Origin of the sequence: Hyphomicrobium sp. (genome assembly GCF_035548195.1) — a bacterium.
Taxonomy (GTDB): domain Bacteria; phylum Pseudomonadota; class Alphaproteobacteria; order Rhizobiales; family Hyphomicrobiaceae; genus Hyphomicrobium_B.
The window spans coordinates 138,787-155,679 of record NZ_DASZTY010000022.1 but is presented as its reverse complement, the minus strand read 5'-3'; the positions used below and the strand labels follow the sequence as shown (position 1 = coordinate 155,679).

The 16,893-nt window shown below is 58.2% G+C and carries 17 protein-coding genes; 8 read left to right on the top strand and 9 right to left on the bottom strand.

Going from position 1 to position 16,893, the window contains the following annotated elements; translation table 11 throughout:
• Positions 1–3 precede the first annotated feature (3 nt).
• Positions 4–1,002: a MoxR family ATPase gene (locus VHB22_RS07860; protein WP_325456404.1), complete on the bottom strand. Its 999-nt coding sequence runs from the start codon at positions 1,000–1,002 to the stop codon at positions 4–6.
• 198 nt (positions 1,003–1,200) lie between these two features.
• On the opposite strand from VHB22_RS07860, the gene VHB22_RS07855 reads away from it, so the two are divergent.
• A complete protein-coding gene (locus VHB22_RS07855; protein WP_325456403.1) occupies positions 1,201–1,782 on the top strand; it encodes a DUF1285 domain-containing protein in 582 nt (193 codons plus the stop codon).
• A gap of 36 nt (positions 1,783–1,818) precedes the next feature.
• On the opposite strand, the gene VHB22_RS07850 is transcribed toward VHB22_RS07855, so the two are convergent.
• Together VHB22_RS07850 and VHB22_RS07845 are read right to left on the bottom strand one after the other, a co-directional pair.
• A complete protein-coding gene (locus tag VHB22_RS07850; RefSeq protein WP_414652720.1) occupies positions 1,819–2,010 on the bottom strand; it encodes a hypothetical protein in 192 nt (63 codons plus the stop codon).
• 126 nt (positions 2,011–2,136) lie between these two features.
• Positions 2,137–2,346: a cold-shock protein gene (locus tag VHB22_RS07845; protein WP_325456402.1), complete on the bottom strand. Its 210-nt coding sequence runs from the start codon at positions 2,344–2,346 to the stop codon at positions 2,137–2,139.
• A 556-nt stretch (positions 2,347–2,902) separates the two neighbouring features.
• Here VHB22_RS07845 and VHB22_RS07840 point away from each other — a divergent pair.
• Both VHB22_RS07840 and VHB22_RS07835 read left to right on the top strand, forming a co-directional pair.
• Entirely contained in the window at positions 2,903–4,147 is a 1,245-nt protein-coding gene (locus VHB22_RS07840; RefSeq protein WP_325456401.1) for a hypothetical protein, read from the top strand.
• Positions 4,148–4,613: 466 nt separating this feature from the next.
• The gene (locus VHB22_RS07835) at positions 4,614–5,864 is read left to right on the top strand and encodes a sodium:proton antiporter (RefSeq protein WP_325456400.1); all 1,251 of its coding nucleotides are present in this window, start codon (positions 4,614–4,616) and stop codon (positions 5,862–5,864) included.
• Between the two features lie 20 nt (positions 5,865–5,884).
• Here the strand turns inward: VHB22_RS07835 and VHB22_RS07830 are convergent, their stop codons facing one another.
• Positions 5,885–6,385, bottom strand: a complete 501-nt coding sequence (locus VHB22_RS07830; protein ID WP_325456399.1) for a DUF6790 family protein — start codon at positions 6,383–6,385, stop codon at positions 5,885–5,887.
• Between the two features lie 56 nt (positions 6,386–6,441).
• On the opposite strand from VHB22_RS07830, the gene VHB22_RS07825 reads away from it, so the two are divergent.
• A complete protein-coding gene (locus tag VHB22_RS07825) occupies positions 6,442–7,455 on the top strand; it encodes a sensor histidine kinase (protein ID WP_325456398.1) in 1,014 nt (337 codons plus the stop codon).
• 13 nt (positions 7,456–7,468) lie between these two features.
• On the opposite strand, the gene VHB22_RS07820 is transcribed toward VHB22_RS07825, so the two are convergent.
• The gene (locus VHB22_RS07820) at positions 7,469–7,792 is read right to left on the bottom strand and encodes a cupredoxin family copper-binding protein (protein WP_325456397.1); all 324 of its coding nucleotides are present in this window, start codon (positions 7,790–7,792) and stop codon (positions 7,469–7,471) included.
• Positions 7,793–8,082: 290 nt separating this feature from the next.
• Positions 8,083–8,370 carry an usg protein gene (locus tag VHB22_RS07810; RefSeq protein ID WP_325456396.1) on the bottom strand — a complete coding sequence of 96 codons (288 nt, stop codon included), beginning with the start codon at positions 8,368–8,370 and terminating at the stop codon, positions 8,083–8,085.
• A 202-nt stretch (positions 8,371–8,572) separates the two neighbouring features.
• Between VHB22_RS07810 and VHB22_RS07805 the strand changes: the two genes are divergently transcribed.
• From VHB22_RS07805 to VHB22_RS07795, 3 genes are all read left to right on the top strand, one after another.
• Positions 8,573–9,205, top strand: coding sequence for a MarC family protein (locus VHB22_RS07805; protein WP_325456395.1), 633 nt, complete (start codon positions 8,573–8,575; stop codon positions 9,203–9,205).
• Positions 9,206–9,318: 113 nt separating this feature from the next.
• Entirely contained in the window at positions 9,319–9,732 is a 414-nt protein-coding gene (locus VHB22_RS07800) for an adhesin (RefSeq protein WP_325456394.1), read from the top strand.
• A gap of 53 nt (positions 9,733–9,785) precedes the next feature.
• On the top strand, positions 9,786–10,328 hold the full coding sequence (locus tag VHB22_RS07795) for a GNAT family N-acetyltransferase (protein ID WP_325456393.1): 543 nt from the start codon (positions 9,786–9,788) through the stop codon (positions 10,326–10,328).
• 79 nt (positions 10,329–10,407) lie between these two features.
• On the opposite strand, the gene VHB22_RS07790 is transcribed toward VHB22_RS07795, so the two are convergent.
• Entirely contained in the window at positions 10,408–10,929 is a 522-nt protein-coding gene (locus VHB22_RS07790; RefSeq protein ID WP_325456392.1) for a polymer-forming cytoskeletal protein, read from the bottom strand.
• Positions 10,930–11,117: 188 nt separating this feature from the next.
• Positions 11,118–11,618, bottom strand: a complete 501-nt coding sequence (gene bcp, locus VHB22_RS07785) for a thioredoxin-dependent thiol peroxidase (RefSeq protein WP_325456515.1) — start codon at positions 11,616–11,618, stop codon at positions 11,118–11,120.
• Positions 11,619–11,785: 167 nt separating this feature from the next.
• Between bcp and VHB22_RS07780 the strand changes: the two genes are divergently transcribed.
• Entirely contained in the window at positions 11,786–15,586 is a 3,801-nt protein-coding gene (locus tag VHB22_RS07780) for an AsmA-like C-terminal region-containing protein (protein ID WP_325456391.1), read from the top strand.
• A 3-nt stretch (positions 15,587–15,589) separates the two neighbouring features.
• Here VHB22_RS07780 and tyrS read toward each other — a convergent pair whose 3' ends face one another.
• Positions 15,590–16,843: a tyrosine--tRNA ligase gene (tyrS, locus tag VHB22_RS07775; RefSeq protein WP_325456390.1), complete on the bottom strand. Its 1,254-nt coding sequence runs from the start codon at positions 16,841–16,843 to the stop codon at positions 15,590–15,592.
• Positions 16,844–16,893: the final 50 nt, after the last annotated feature.

Here is a 16,893-nt window from a genome sequence, read left to right as displayed (position 1 = left end):
CGATTACTCCACCGACGAAGCGAGGCGCGCAATAATATGATTGAGATCCTCGCCCTCGGCGCGCGCCGCGAACGTCAAGGCCATGCGATGCTTCAGGATTGGCTCGGCGAGCGCGATCACGTCGTCGACTGAAGGCGCGAGGCGCCCGTCGATCATCGCCTTGGCGCGCACGGCAAGCATGAAGGCCTGACTGGCGCGCGGGCCTGGACCCCATGCAACGAAGCGATCGGTCTCTGGATTGGCGCCGGTGCCCGGGCGCGCCGCGCGCACAAGTTTCAAAATCGCATCGACGACTTTATCGGGGACCGGGATCTGCCGCACGAGCCGTTGCGTCGCCATCAGATCTTGCGCCGAGATCACGGCTTCGACTTTTGCGGAATCGGTGCCGGTGGTCGCGTAGAGCATGCGGCGCTCTGCATTGAGATCGGGATAGCCGACATCGATCTGCAACAGAAAGCGGTCGAGCTGCGCCTCGGGCAGCGGATACGTGCCTTCCTGTTCGAGGGGGTTCTGGGTCGCAAGCACATGGAACGGCGCCGGCGTGTCATGGCGCTGCCCGGCAACGGTGACGTGATGCTCCTGCATCGCCTGCAACAGCGCCGACTGCGTCTTCGGCGAGGCGCGATTGATTTCGTCCGCCATCAGAAGCTGCGTGAAGATCGGACCTTTGATGAAGCGGAACGAGCGCCCGCGGCCAGGTTCTTCTTCCAAAACTTCCGAGCCGATGATGTCCGACGGCATCAGATCGGGAGTGAACTGAATGCGTTTGGCATCGAGCCCAAGAACCTTGCCCAAAGTCTCGACTAGCAGCGTCTTGGCCAGTCCGGGCACGCCGATCAGCAACGCATGTCCGCCCGACAGGATCGTGACCAGCGTCCGCTCGATGACCTCGTCTTGTCCGAAAATGACGGACGCCGCAGCTTTGTGGGCGCGCTGCACGCGCTCCGCGGCAGCTTCGAGCCTGGGCACGATATCGGTATGGGTTTCGACGACATTGCTCATGGACAGAATGGCCTCGCTCGGCAAATAGCGTATTGGAAACAAAGGGCCGAGCTATGGCGTTCCCGGCAGCGCCTTGAGCCTAGACGATCCCGCCCGGTCCTCATAGGGTCAAGTGAAGGTTACGTTAGGATAAGGCGCCAATTCGACGGATCGCAGCGCCGGACGCAGATGCCCGATAATACTCATGAAAAAGCCGGTATGACCGACAGTACCAAAACATCATCCACAGGTCTGGAAGCATTGACGCGGGCCGCGGCCGAAAGCGACAAGGCGGGCGCTCGTCCCGTCGAGAAATGGAATCCGCCCTACTGCGGCGATATCGGCATGAAGATCCGCCGTGACGGTGTCTGGCTCTATCAGGAAAGTCCCATCGGACGGATCGCACTCGTCAAGCTATTCGCGTCGATCCTCAGGAAGGACGAAGACGGCAAGACCTATCTGGTAACGCCTGCCGAGAAAGTCGATGTCGAAGTCGAGGATGCTCCGTTTCTCGCTGTAGAGATGGCCGTGTCGGGCGAGGGCCGGAACCAGATGCTTACGTTTCGCACCAACGTCGATGATGTGGTAACGGTCGATGCCGCGCATCCGCTGCGCTTCCAAAAGACAAAACCCGAGGGCGGCCTCAAACCCTACGTCCTTGTGCGCGGACGCCTGGAAGCGCTCTGCACGCGCGCGATTTACGCTGAACTTGTCGAACTGGCCAAGCCGGAGGACGCCATGGGCGAGGTCATCGGCCTTTGGAGCGGCGGGCTATGGTGGGAGATCGCCGCATCCGCCTGACGCGCATCGGGCTTGAAGCGCCACGCGGCTTTTCCGTCAGCGTTTCTTTTTTTTCGGCTGCGGCGGGTTGGCGGCCTCTCGTGCCAGCCGCTCGGCGCGAAGGCGTTCCGTCTTGGCGCGAACAGCCAATCTTTCCGCTTCATGATCCTTCATCGCCTGCGACGCCTCTTGCGCCCGGCGCAATTTGATGGCGGCGGCGGTCGACACGTGTTTGGATGCAATCGCCAAGCGAAAATCCTTCAAGTCCGAATGAAAATAAAAACCCGCGGCCGACGAAGCGGGCGCGGGTTCGTCGATCCGGCTGTTCCGCGGCAGAACCGGGGTCAAGCCAAATACGTCAGTTCAAAATTAAGGTCACGCCGCCCGCAGATTGTCCGCGGAAGACTTGCCGCTGCGGCGGTCAGCGACGATCTCGAATGAAATCTTCTGGCCCTCGTTGAGGCTGCGCATGCCAGCACGCTCGACGGCGCTGATATGTACGAAAACGTCGTTGCCGCCCTCATCCGGCTGGATGAATCCGAAGCCTTTTTGGCTGTTGAACCACTTCACGGTTCCTGTCTGCATAGAGAAGTATCCTCGATTAGATATGCGCTTTTGCCTTCCGACGAGTGCCGGGAAAGACAGTCGAGATTTTTTGGAAGGTCGTCGGTCAGGCGCGCACTTCGCGGCGAGGCCAAGTCGTTTTCAGCGAAGCTCGAACACGCCCAGCATAGTGAAGGCCGTTCTTTATTGCAAGTTCTGTCGTTACGAACGGGATAAATTGCGCCACATTTCACTTGGTTCGAGCCCGCCGATGCAAAAGGCGGGCATCTTTTTCGTGAAAAAAGGGGGCGTGCGCAATGCTCACGCGCACAGGGAAGTGCGGAGCCCGTACGGTCGCCTGCGCTAACCGACCGGGGGAGGGTGTCGGGGGAGAATGTAGGAGTGGCATTAAGATAAAGCCTTCGCATGCCGGGTATCAATCTAGGCCTATCGAAATACTCCGACTCGTCCGAGGGCCGATTTCGCCAATTAACATACCCGCAACAGATATATTTATTTCTTCCGCGGGCTGAAGGATAATCCTGCGGAATTCGCGGGGTCCCAAAAAATGAAACGCCTTCCAATTATAATCGTATCGATGCTGGTGCTGTCGGAAAGCTGCAGCGCAGGTTTGTTATGCACTCCAAAGGATAACAACGCACGCATCCTGAGCGCGCCGAAACCCAATGCAATTGATACGCAATGGACTGGCGATAACTATATCGGAACGGGATGGTCGTTCTATGTAAAGCAAAATATCCAATCGCAAACGGGCACATTCGCAAAGGGTAATTTGCACGGGACACGAGGCGGCATAGCGCAAAAAGACGTTTACGTCCTTCTCTCGGAATGGAATTGCGCCGAGGCCGGCGAAGAGGTCACCGAGGGAATAGAACGGGTCGATGCTGAGCCGACGGAAAAGAGCGCCAGCCCGCCCGCAATTCGGGAAATAGGCCTACCGAAAACTTTTTCCGTCGTCACTGAAAAGGGTCGCCGTGTCCGGCTTCGCGTTACGAAATTCGGAAGGATCGTTTCCCTGTCGAAACGGCTTCGGAAAACGAGAGGCAAAGACACCACCAACGAGGACATTCGAGAGTACCGGATGACTTACCGGATCGACCCGGCCAACAGGCTGCCCAAGCAGGAGGGGGCCACCATTGGTTACGAATTCCGATTACCCAGAATTCTCCGCGGCGACCGGCTGGTGGTGCATTATAAGACTTCACGTCCTTACGAAGTGGCCAATGGAGGGACAGCCTGGGAAGATATTGATGCGCCCTGGATATTCGATTCGTCCTATTCGGGATCCATTCGAACGCTCTTTACCGAGTTTCGTGGCCCGCAGAACACCGAACATCTGGGAGAGTGGGAGGTGGGCTTGGCAGTCAATGGCAAGACCCTCGTCGCGCGTAAATTTAAATTGTTTGATCCGGAGGGGCGCGCCAAACCGCCAGGGATTGTCGACGTGCAACAATCTGCCGGTTCTTTGTCAGATCTGATCGGGGTATGGGCGCATTCATCCGCAGACTGCAAACTTGCCAATAGCGGCGCGCTCGACAAGATGAGCCGCTTCGATTCCAAGCGCTATCAGGTCGTAGGAATTTGCGGCGGCGGAATTGAATATCTTCAAAGGGCCTTTAGTTGCGACGCCTCGAACGTAAAAAAGGTGGGAGATGTTCTCGACGTCGAAACGTCATGCCGCCTCAAAGACTACGATCCGGAAAAGAAAAACATACATATACAAGTGCGCAATACGAATTCCGTTCGGTTTTTGGACAGCGGATTTGAGATCACCGGCGATTACGTTCGATGTATAAGCGCATATGCGTGTAATCGAAACTGAGCACGAAGCTGCAAAGAGCGTCAGTCAGCAACGGCTCTTGGCCGCGGTAGCGAAATTATCCCCGCCCAATGTCCCGCGGGCTCACTTCGTTCCCACGCGGTCTGCAAGGGCGTGTTTCAAACACGGTGAGAAATGCAGGCATCGCATAGGCGTGCCGCGCGGCGGGACAAAGCGCATCGGTATGGGCGGCGCTTCCGACGCAGACAATGAGCTCGGCGCCTGGGCGGTTGGTCGCGAATTCGCAGGAGACGCTGCGAAAATGGTCCCTTAACAGCCCCAGTCGCCAGCTTCCCTGAAGTGCGCGTCGAGATGATGGAATGTCTCCGGAAGCCGCCGGCGACCTGGCCCAGTGAGCATCCTAACCTTAAATCCGCTGGCGCAGTAGCGTCGCCATGTAGGCTATTGACGATAGATTTGCTTCACCTTCGTATGACGACAATACGCCGAACAAGCCAAGGGATCGTCAGTGTCCGTATTCGATGTCGGGTCCATCATTTTGGTCTTGGCAACTGTCGTCAGCATTATCAATGAACGCTATTTCGGATTGCCCCGGGTTATCGCGCTCTTGCTCGGGTCGTTGTTGCTATCGCTGACTGTGATCGTTGCCAGCCATCTCGTCGGCGGCTTCCAATTTGAAGGGCTATTGCAAAGGCGAGTTGACAACGCTCACCTGCATCGCATCCTGCTCGGCGGCATCCTCGCACTCCTGCTATTCGCGAGCAGTTTGCAGGCCAATCTTCACGATCTGCGCGTCAATGCGGTGGCGGTGTTCTGCCTGGCGACGATCGGCGTATTTATCTCGACCGCGATTTTCACGTTCGCCATTTGGGGCGTGGTTCACGCGTGTGGACTGGCGGTGCCGATCGCGTGGTGCTTCGCATTGGGCGCGATACTGGCGCCGACCGACGCAGTGGCCGTCGAAGGTTTGTTGAGAGGCATACCCTTACCGGCCTCACTTAAGGCGATGATCGTTGGCGAAAGCTTGTTTAACGACGGCACGGCTTTGGTCGTATTTCTGTCGGCACTTGCCGCAATCGCTGGCGAGCACAACGTCCTCGGGCACGGACGCGTGCTATGGGCGATGCTTGTTGAAGGCGGCGGCGGTATTGCAGTCGGTCTCGCAACGGGACTTCTCGCATGCTTCGTGATGCGCAGCATCAGGGACGACGAAATCGCAGTGTTCACGTCGCTGGCTTTAGCACTCGGAGCATATCGGCTTGCGCTCACCCTCGGACTTTCGGGTCCGTTGGCTGTGGTGGTTTGCGGCATCGTTCTCGCAAACGGTCAAATAGCGCGAGGCGGCGAACGAGACCGCCGCGGCAAGATCAATGTATTCTGGTCAATGATCGATAGCTTCCTTAACACTTTGCTTTTCGTCCTGCTCGGCTTCGAGATTCTCGCCATGAATATGTCGATGCTAGCGATGTTCGCGGCGATAGCGGCCATCCCGGTGGCTTTGATATCGCGCTTCATAAGCGTCGGGCTTCCGTTGTGGCTTCTGCGACTGACGCCGGGCGATACCCTTCGATCGACCTCACTTCTCACCTGGGTCGGATTGCGCGGTGCGATCTCCGTCGCATTGGTTCTGAGCCTTCCCGCCGGTCCCTATAACGATATTCTGGATGCAGTCTGCTACGCGGTCGTTATCTTCACCGTCGTCGTCCAAGGCCTTCTGACGCCGCGTGTCGTCGCGGCACTCTATAAGGAGGGTGTGTAATGCTTCGACCGGATAGATCTTTACCCGCGCCCTCGCTGCAGCCAGAGGAAGACGAAACCGATGATTGGAATGAGAATGTCGGTGTAAAAAATCACGCCCGCATTGCCGGGTGCGAAATTGTGCGCCGTCACCATCTGGTAGACGTGTCCTCCCGCCGCTCCGAGCAAAAAGCAGGCACTTCCGATGACCGCGGCGAGGCGAAGATCGTAACTGCCACGCCAGGCGAGAAAACCGAGTGACGCAAATCCGAGACTTGCGAAAGCGACCTCAAGTTGAAAAGGACTGTCGGCCCAGCCGATGACCCGCGCCGTCATTTCACCGAAAAACGCGTGCAGCACGAAATTGTAAAGGAAGCTCACGCCAATCGAGAAAAGCAGAAAATAAGAGAACAACGCCTCAACGATGATAGAACTGGTCAGAGGTTCGCGACTCCGCCACAGCGCAACGACCGCGACGATCAGGCCAAGAACGAGAAACGTAAGGGTGAAATTGACGAGAACAAACCGAATAAGATCCTGCATGATCCGAGCCATGGTAAGCAATTGAACCGAGGCGAACAGATGCGCGTTAAAGGTCGATGAACGGTTGGATTGGCAGTTTACACGATATCGCGCTGGCATCCAGAAAAGTACCGGCATGGGTCCGCTATCTAGTCACGATAGCGGCCGTCGCCATTGTGATTTGGGCATGGGTGCAAACAGGCTCGCACGCCCAACATTATCCATTTTTGGCTTTCATTCCCATCATCTTCGCTTGCGGCGCGTTTCTTGATCGCGGCAACGGTTTTCTCGCGACCATCCTGAGCGCTGCGCTATGCGATTACTTCTTACTGGAGCCGGTCGGCTCGCTGACCATCGCTAACGGCGACGACCAAATCGCACTGGCTCTGTTCGTTGTGGTCGGAATGCTTATTGCGGCTGTTGTGGAGGCACTGCACAAGGGGCTGGTCGACCTCGCGATTGAGCATGAGCGCGCGCAAACCGCTCTGAATGAGCGTGATCTTCTGTTGGAAGAGCTTGCGCATCGCACGCGCAACGATCTGGCCAACGTCGTGACGTTGTTGAATTTGCAGGCGCGCACGTCCGAAGGCGCCGCGCGAGAGGCGCTTATTTCGGCGGCCGATCGCGTACAGACCATCGCACGAATGCACAGACGTCTCGAAATTCATAACGATCGTGTCGTCGTCGATACGAAATCGTATATTGGCGAGCTTTGCGGCGATCTAAAGCTGTCACGCCTGGCATCGCGACCGATCGCTCTCGAATGCGAAGCGGAAAGTCATTCGATCAGCATCGAGAAAGCCGTTCCGCTCGGCCTCATTGTCAATGAGTCGGTAACAAACGCTGCCAAGCATGCATTTCCCGGCGAACGTCGAGGAACAATCGCCGTGCGCTTCGTGCGCGGCGAAAATGCTTATGTCCTAACCGTCACCGATGACGGTATCGGAATCGGAACGGCCGGGACGGAAAGCGGCATGGGCAGCCGGTTGATGCAGATGCTCGCTGCGCAACTCGGAAGTCATGTCATTATCGAACAGCGTAATCCCGGCACCTCGGTCGTCGTGACCATTGCCGTGAAAACCGCGAAATGATGGGCGCCGAAAGCTACGGCCGCACATGAACGACCCCGGTCATATTGGGATGCAAGCGGCAATAACATTTGCTTGTGCCCGTGCTCGTAAATTGAAGCCTGGCCGACTTGCCGGCGCCGATCAGGATGTCCCAACCACCGTCGGCCGCAGTCGCGGTGTGGTCGATAAAGTCCCCATTGACCCACTCCACCGTATCTCCCGCTTTGATCGTTATCTTGGCGGGCGAGAACGCGAGGTCAGTGATTTTGACCTGCACGGTCTCGCCCGCGGCCCCGGCGCGAGCGCCCACGATTTGCAGCACGAGAAGCACCGCTGCTCGCCACATGAAAGTTCGCATCGGGACCATCCTCGGCCTCTCCGTCGTCGCGTACAATACCGCGCGCGACCCGGTAAAGGCGGCGGTTATGAATTTGAATGATCGAACGAATGGCGGCCTCGTCCTTTTGCGAAGCCCGCCGAATAAGGTCGGCGTCCGCCGGTCGAGAAGCTGCCTCCGGCAACGATTGAGCCATCCCGACATCCTCCTGCTTCACTGGGTGAGCCATTGGATGCGACGTATCGCCAAAGGTTCCCGGAATTTGCAGCAATCGGCAATTTACCGCTTTTCCGAAGCCTTGGATGCGGAAACTAATGGACTTTAAATTCGCTGCCGATCAGCCTCAGCTCTGCTGGCCGAATGAGTTCCGAGTGTGCGACCGTCACCCGAAAGAGCTTGCCGTCGAGTTTCGCGGTCCAGAAGTCCAGAAACGATTTGAGCTTCGGAAAGCGCGGTGCGCAGTCGTACTCTTGCCAGATGTAACTTTGCAAAAGTGACGGATGGTCCGGAAGGCGATAGAGAATTTCTGCAGTCGTAAGACTGAAGCCGGCGAGTTGGGCTTGAAATCCCCGATCGTAGGCAACTTCCCTGTTGGTCACTGAGCAATCTCCCTTCAAAAAGAGTGATTGGCGCCCCCCTAGAATGATGATGATCAAACGAGAATCGTTTCTTGTCCAGACGAAAGATGAAGGCTTTCAGTTTGTTAGCACCGTATGCTGATGAGTGCTGGGATGGGCTTGATGGTATCCCGTTCGCAAGCTCGCCGTGTCGCGCAGCTCTGCCAGGTCGGATATTCGCGTGATGCTTGAGACAGCGCTCAAAAGTCTGACGACATTCTTCGCAACAATCGGTCCGATCGAGGCGGCTGTTCTGTTCGCGACGCTCACGCCGAAGATGCCGCGGCCCGAACGTCAGATGATCGCGGTGCGGGCCACAATCATCGCGTCGGCGATTCTTGCATTCTTTACGCTGCTCGGTGGTCCGATCTTGAGCGAGCTTGGCGTTTCGATTGCGGCGCTACAGGCAGCCGGCGGCATAATTCTGCTGATGATTGCGCTCGATATGATTTTCGCGCGGCCCGGCGGCGCCATCAAGTTGACGCCATCCGAAGGTGCCGAAGCACAAACGCGCGACGATCTTGCTGTATTTCCGCTCGCAACGCCGTTGCTTGCAGGACCCGGCGCGATGAGCGCCGGAATTCTGTTAGCAGCGAATGCCAGCGGCGAACCGTTTGGCCTCGCGATCGTCACCGGCGCGCTCGTGTGCATCATGGGGGTGACGCTCGTGCTCCTGCTTCTTGCACAGGAACTGAATCGGATCCTTGGCATTACCGCGCAGCGCGTGCTGATCCGCGTCTTCGGAATTCTGCTGGCCGCAATTGCAATGCAAGCGTTGTTTAACGGCGTCAAAGCCTCGGGCCTGATCCCCACCTGAATGCAGCCCCGCAATTATTGAACGGCCGTTAGTGGCTCCTTAACGCCTCGATGTTTCAATCCGGCACATCGGATTCTGTTTCGTTGCGTTCTTGTAGCGTTGAAGGCGTGAAAATGTATGCGTTTGCTGCCGGCCGATCGCCGGCTGAAGTCGCTCGTGCGGCGATCGTGCCGCTGCTTTTTGCAGTGGCGGCGTTAGGACAAGGCGGCTGCGCGGCCGACAATGGGGCGCAGTACGCCACAGCTCCCGCAGTCGCAGCGTATTCGCAACAGGTCGCAGCCGCTGTGCAGGTTGAGAGCGACGGACTGCCCTCGCAACCAGCCCCGTCGGCGCGCATACGTCAGATGCCGGATGATCCCTCGGAACCCTTCAGCCGCAATTACGGCGGACCGAATCCCGCATCTGTGACGGCGAAGCCTGACGCGACGGCAGAGGCGAAAATGACCGCCCCGCAGCCTGCGATTCCCGCCGACTTGCCGCCTGCATTCCGAAGGCAGCTGGCGCAAGCCGGATATGTTATCGAATAGCTGATAAGCAACAGGCCCATCGTCCGATGCTTGGTGTCGTGCTAAGCGGAAGCATGCCCAGCCGCGTTTCGATCCGCCGTTACCTCGACGTCCCCCCGACGCCCGCGCGCGACAATGCGATAGACGAGATTTTCTTCGAGGCGAGCAGCACGAAGTCTTTTGAAAGCGATCACGCACGCATTGCTTTTCGAGACCGATGGCTCGGACGATATCTTCGCGACGATCCGCAATTCACATATCTCGCAATGACGGGCGCGGGCGAGGTGGCGGGTTACCTTGTCGGATCGCTTGCTGACCCGGCATCGAGCATACGCCTCGCCGAAACAGGTTACCTCGCGGACTTCCGCGATCTGGCGAAACACTATCCGGCACATTTGCACGTCAATCTCGCCCCGCCGTACCGTCGTCTCGGCATCGGAGGACGGTTGATTGACGCGTTGGTTGCGGATGCCCGACAGGCAGGCGCGTCCGGCGTTCATGTCGTCACAAGCGCCGCATCGGACAACGTGCGCTTCTATAACCGCAACGGCTTCTGTGAAGCTGGAAGAGGAGGGCCGAACAACGCGCTGGTGTTTCTCGCGCGGAAGCTCGCTTGAAATAGTCCGGCCGCCGACGAAAATTTTTACAAACGAACGGCCGGAAAGGTGCTTGGGGTCGTCTAGGACAAAAGAAAACTCAGTTTGCGAGTTCCGGGAGCTGCGGCGGCACGACGAATCCGATTGGCTCCGATTTTTTCACCATCGTGCGCGGATCTTCTTTCGTACGGCGCGACTTGCCTTCGAACATCGCGCCCTGCTCGATCGACAGCGATTGATGATAAATGTCGCCTTCGACCTGACTCGTCGTCTGAAGCATGACGCGGCGTCCATGCACTGAGCCGACGACGTGACCGCGAATGACGATTTCCTCGGCAGAGATACTGCCCGTTATGGTCGCGCCGTCTCCGACGACGACATGGCTGCCTTCGATATCGCCTTCGACGATGCCATCAACCTGGACCTCGCCTTTGCAGATCAGATTACCTGCAATCGTAAGGTCACTGCCGATGATCGAAACCGACTTAGCAATTTCGGGCTGCGGCACGGAAAGAAAGGAGCGGGGCTTAATCGCGGGAGGCGGCGACTTTGTTTCCAAGGCTGACGCCGTCGTCTGCGATTTCAACGTCTCGGAGTCTGAGCGACGAAAATTCGGCAACATCGGCAATCTTTCCTCTGACACAACTTAAGCAACGCCGGACTCGACTTGGCCGCGAACGGCGGAAGAGCGATATGATTCGCGTAACACCTTTGCCGCCAGGATTCAGCCTAGACCCAAAGCAAATCCACCGTAAATCCCCAGATTTGTGCGCGGCCTCTACAATCTTAGGGGGACACTGTGGCGGAAGATCAACGATCCGGCCTGCGGGCGGATTTTTTACTCAGGTTGCCTAATGCTTTGACCGCAGCGAGAACGTCCTCCGCATGTCCGGGGATCTTGACCTTGCGCCAGCTCCTGACGAGCTTGCCCTTGGCATCAATGAGAAATGTCGAACGCTCGACGCCCATGTATTTCCGGCCATACATGCTTTTTTCGACCCAGACGCCATACGCTTCTACAACCGTCTTCGTGTCATCGGACAGAAGCCTCACCGACAAATCGTATTTGTCTTTGAATTTCTGGTGGCGAGCGACGCTATCGGGCGAGATGCCGACGATCTCGGCGCCTGCCTTGGAAAAATCGTCCGCGAGGCAAGAAAAGTCCTTGGCCTCCTGGGTGCAGCCCGATGTGTCGTCTTTCGGGTAAAAATAGACGACCACGGGCCGGCCTCTGAATTCCGAAAGTCGCACCGGCGAACCGGTGTCATCCTGCAACACGAAATCGGGTGCTGTTTCGCCGTCTTGGACCATCTTGAAAGTGCCTTTCTTTTGTCGCTTTTGCACCTGTACCTGCTTTGCTTGCACGAATGCACACCAGAAGCTTAGGAACACCTCTGGTAACGAGTTTTGTCCGTCTCCGATATCGGGCACGGACCAGTCGGCCGTTGTTGCCGTCCGCGGGGGTTTGAGGAGCGGCGTTGACGAGATCCGTAACCGGCGCGCGGCCGACTGAAGGACGCCGCGCCGATCAGACGACACAACGATCCAGCCAGCCACGCACGCTGACGCTGCAATCGCGCGCGCATCAGCTTCCGCCAGACGAGCCCGAAGAGTTCGACGAGTCTGTCGTGTCGCGCAACATGCGGCGCGTATTCCGTGGCTGCCGCGTGATGTTCTATGTCGTGATGCCGCTGACGCTGTTGACGTTGATCGGGGTCGGCGTTCTCTACGTCCGGCTGCGGCACGGTCCAATCAGCTTCGATTTCGTCGTCGCTCCGATCGAACGCGGCATTAATGCCGAACTGACCACAAGCTCGGTGAAAATCGATGGCGCCGAGCTGCGGCTCGGGAAATCGGGCGAACTCGAATTCCGCCTGCGTGATGTTAGCGTTTTGGAGCCGGGCGGGGATGTCGTTCTGTCGTCACCGCTCGCTGCCGTGAATATTTCGATGGCGGCACTCGCGCGCGGCCGCGTCGTCCCTCGAAGGATCGAGTTGATCGATCCGATTATCGCGCTCGCCTATTCTCAGGAGGGCGGCTTCGTCTTCGAGCGTGCGATCCCAAGGCCGACGCCAGCCCGCGCCGGAGCGTCAGCTCTTGCCACACCACCTGTTGCAGCTCCGGGTTCGCCTCCGGCCGCGTCCCACACCACCGTGGCTGTGCGGACTGTGAAAACCGGCCACAAGGTCAATCTGGCGAAAATGCTGAGTGACTCGTCACATCGCGCGCGCCAGCGGCTCGATGCGACTTCTTACCTGACCGAGTTCGGCCTTTCGAACGCGAGCGTCATCGTCGACTACGAAGGGCGACGCAGCTCCTGGCGAATCGACGAAGCGAGCGTCGATTTCAATCACGGCAGAAAACGCAGCGTGATTTCGGGCCGCGCTGTTGTAGCCTCGAAGAATGGGCCGTGGGCCGTTTCGTTTCTGACCGATGAACATGAGGCGACCGATAAACTCGAAGTTAAGGCGACGGTACGCGATCTTGTTCCGTCGACGCTTGCCTCCGCAGCGCCACCCCTAGCGCTTCTCGGTATGTTTGAATTTCCTGTTGCCGCCGATGCAACCGTGTTGCTGACCCGAGCGGGTGAAGTCGAAAACGGCGAGATCGCGCTGGAGCTTGGCAAGGGCCGCGTTCGTCTCCCCTATCTCGTTCAGCCGATGGACGTGACGGCGGGTCTCTTCAAGCTCGACTTCGACGGCAGGAAGCGGCGCTGGGATTTGAAGCCGAGCCCGGTCAAATGGGCCGACGGCGCGATCATGTTCTCTGGCAGTATGGAGGATATATCGAAACCTACCGAACCGCCGCAATGGCAGTTCGCACTCGACGGCAAGAAGGGAATTTTCGAGGCGCCGGAATTCGGCGTGCCGCCCGTCACCATCGATAGCTGGACCGCGAAGGGCAGCATCGTTCCGAGCCGCGGCCGCGTCGATATTGATCAGTTCCGCCTCGCTGGCGGCGGCGGCGTTGCTGTCGTGAAAGCGACAACGCAGGCCGGTTCCGAAGGGCAGAGCATGTCGGCCGAGTTTTCCGTCTCGCCGATGCCGTTGAACACGCTGAAAGCGCTCTGGCCGCGCGCTCTGGCGACCGGCACGCGCGAATGGGTCGGCAAGAACGTTTCGGGTGTCGATTTCAAGGGCGGGACGTTGCGCTTTACAAACAGTAACGTCGGCGGCATCGAAGCAGGAACGGTATCGACCGATCTTGAACGCGTTTCGGCGAACTTCGATGCCGACAACATAACGTTTCAGCCGTTGCCAGGCATGCCGACGATCACAGCGCCGGCGATGTCCGTCAAGCTGGCGGACAATGCGCTTGAAATCACCATGCCGGCCGGTGAGACAACCCTTGGCGATGGCCAGCGCCTGACTCTAAAGGGCGGCAGCATCCGCACCGACGATGTGATGGCCGCGCGCCCGAATGGCGAGATCGGGTTTTCTACTTCCGGCGATCTGGGACCATTCATCGAAACGATCCAGGCGCTGCCGATCCGCACCCTCCGCGACGCGCCGAAACTTCCGAAGGCCGGCGAAGGGAAGGTCGATGCCCACTTCGACATCAAGGTGCCATTCGTTCCGAATGTCTCCGGCGACGACATCGCGGTCACCGGCAAGGCACGCATCAGCGATGGCCGTTTCGGAAAGGTTGCAGGCAGATTCGATGTCCAGGGCTTCACATTGAACCTCGACCTGACCGAAAAGTCCCTCGACGCCAAGGGCGATCTTCTCGTCAACGGTGTCCCTGCGAAGATCGCCGCCCAACGCCTGCTTGGACCCGATGCCGGGCGTCAACCGCCGGTTAAGATCGTGGCGAAGCTCGACGATGCCGACCGTACGCAGCTCGGTCTCAACATCAACGATATCGTTCACGGCGTCATACCGATCGAAGTATCACTTGAGCCAAGCGAAACCGGGCCGCTCGCGATTAAATTACATGGCGATCTGACCGACGCGGAATTGACTCTCGACCGTTTGCAATGGCGTAAGGCTCCAGGTCGGAGCGCTTCTGTGGATGCCGATATAGTCGGCGATCAGAACCACGATACGGAGCTGCAGAACTTCAAGATAACGAGCGATGATATCGCCGCTGACGGCAAGATCGTCGTTGGCGCAGACAACAAGATCAAGAAATTCGAATTTCCGGATTTGATGCTCAACGTCGTATCTCGATTGGATGTTAGGGGTTCGCGCAGCAAGGACGACATTTGGACGATCGATGTTTCGGGAACGACCTTCGACGGCCGCAACTTCTTTCGCTCGCTTTTTAACGTTGGTAACGGGCCGCAGCGCAAAGGCACGCCGCCCGGCTCTGCGAAAGGCGCACACGTAACCGTCGCGATCGACAACGTTCTCGGCGGTTCCGATGTCTCGCTTCGCGCGCTGAAAATGCAGCTCGATACGCGCGGCGGCAATTTGACGGGGCTGAACGCCGAGGGCACGCTCGACGGTGGCGCGCCGCTGGTCGCAAAGATCGACACAAGCGGTGGCGCGCGGCGTTTGCTCGTCGATTCGACTGACGCGGGACGAGTGATGAAGCTCGTCAACTTCTATCCGAACATGGAAGGCGGGCGCATGCGCCTCGAAGTCAATCTCGACGGAACGGGCCCGGCAGAAAAAACGGGCACCCTTTGGGTCGAAGATTTCAAAGTGCTCGGCGACCCGATCGTTAGCGAAGTCGTCAGCAGTGCCGATCAGGGACGCCCGGCCATCGAGGGCCATCGCAACGTGACGCGCGAGATCTTCGAATTTGATAAAATGCGCGCGCCGTTCTCGGTCGGCTATGGGCAGTTCGTGCTTCAGGAAGCCTATCTCAAAGGTCCTTTGCTTGGGGCTAACCTGCGCGGCAAGGTCGATTTCAAGACCAAGCGCGTCAATTTCGGCGGCACGTATATTCCATTGCAGGGCCTGAACGGAGCGCTTGGCGGTATCCCTGTCCTCGGTCAGATTATCTCGGGGACGCAGGGCGAAGGCATTTTCGGAATGACGTTCGCAGTCCAGGGACCGACGTCCAGTCCGCAAGTGATCGTCAATCCATTGTCGCTCGTCGCCCCGGGCATTTTCCGCGAAATGTTCCAGATGACAGCGTCCGATCCAAGGGTACAGGTGCGCGGCGACGAGCAGGCGCCATCGATTTCGGCCCGGACTCCCGCGCAACCGCGTTCGAAGGCAAACTTTAAATCGAAGTCGAAAAAGACGAAGGCGAAATCAAAGAAATCGGGGCGCGCACAGGCGGACGCCATCGACGGCTGGTCTTCGACGACGACGTCGCGCGGAAATTGATCTTTAGACCGGCTTCAGAAGCACGTGTTTCTTTTTTCCGAGCGAGAGCTTGATGACGCCGCCCTGCATGTCGCTTAATTTCAGAGCGGCCTTATCGCTTGTCACGAGCGCATCGTTGACCTTAAGACCGCCACCCTGAATTTGCCGCCTCGCCTCGCTGTTCGAGGTAACAAGCCCTGCTTGAACGAACGCCGTCAAAACGCCGAGCCCCGCATCGAGTTCGGCTTGTGCGACTTCGACGGTCGGAAGATCCGTCGCCAGCGCGCCTTGCTCGAAGGTCTTGCGCGCCGTCTCGGCGGCAGCCTCTGCTTTTTCTTTCCCATGGACAAGCGCGGTGGCTTCTGTCGCGAGCCGCTTTTTGGCCTCGTTGATCTCAGCGCCGCCAAGGGCCGAAAGTTTCGCAATCTCGTCGAGCGGCAGCATCGTGAAAAGTTTCAGGAAACGCGAAACGTCAGCGTCTTCGGTGTTCCGCCAGAACTGCCAGTAGTCGTAAGCCGAAAGCTGCGCCTCGTTGAGCCACACCGCGCCGGCTGCCGTCTTCCCCATCTTCGCGCCCGACGCCGTCGTCAGCAACGGGCAGGTCAGCGCCAGAAGCTGTTCCTTCACACCCATGCGACGGCCGAGGTCGATGCCGGTGACGATGTTGCCCCATTGATCGGAGCCGCCCATCTGAAGGTTGCAGCCATAACGCCGATTGAGTTCGACGAAATCGTAGGCCTGCAGCAGCATGTAATTGAATTCGATGAACGACAGCTCCTGCTCGCGATCGAGGCGAAGCTTTGCGCTGTCCATTGTCAGCATGCGGTTGACAGAAAAATGCCGTCCGACGTCGCGGAGAAATTCGATGTAGTTGAGCGGCGCCAGCCATTCCGCGTTATCGACCATGACGGCATCGGTCTTGCCGCTTCCGAATGTCAGAAAGTTCGAGAAGACACGCTTGATGCTTTCCTTGTTGGCGTCGATCTCTTCGACCGAGCGGAGCTGACGCGTCTCGTCCTTGCCCGACGGATCGCCAACGCGCGTTGTCCCCCCGCCCATCAGTGCAATCGGCTTACCTCCCGACCTCTGCAACCATGAAAGCATCATGATCGAGATCAAATGCCCGACGTGCAATGACGGTGCCGTGCAATCGTAGCCCGCGTACGCAATGACGCGTCCGTCCGAGGCGAGCTTGTCCAGCCCTTCGAGGTCCGAGCACTGGTGCACGAAACCGCGCTCGGTCATAATCTTAAGAAAGTCGGACTTGAGTGTCGTCATTGATGCGTCGGCCTTGATCCAATTTTCCGCGGACGGCCGTCTTCGGCCGT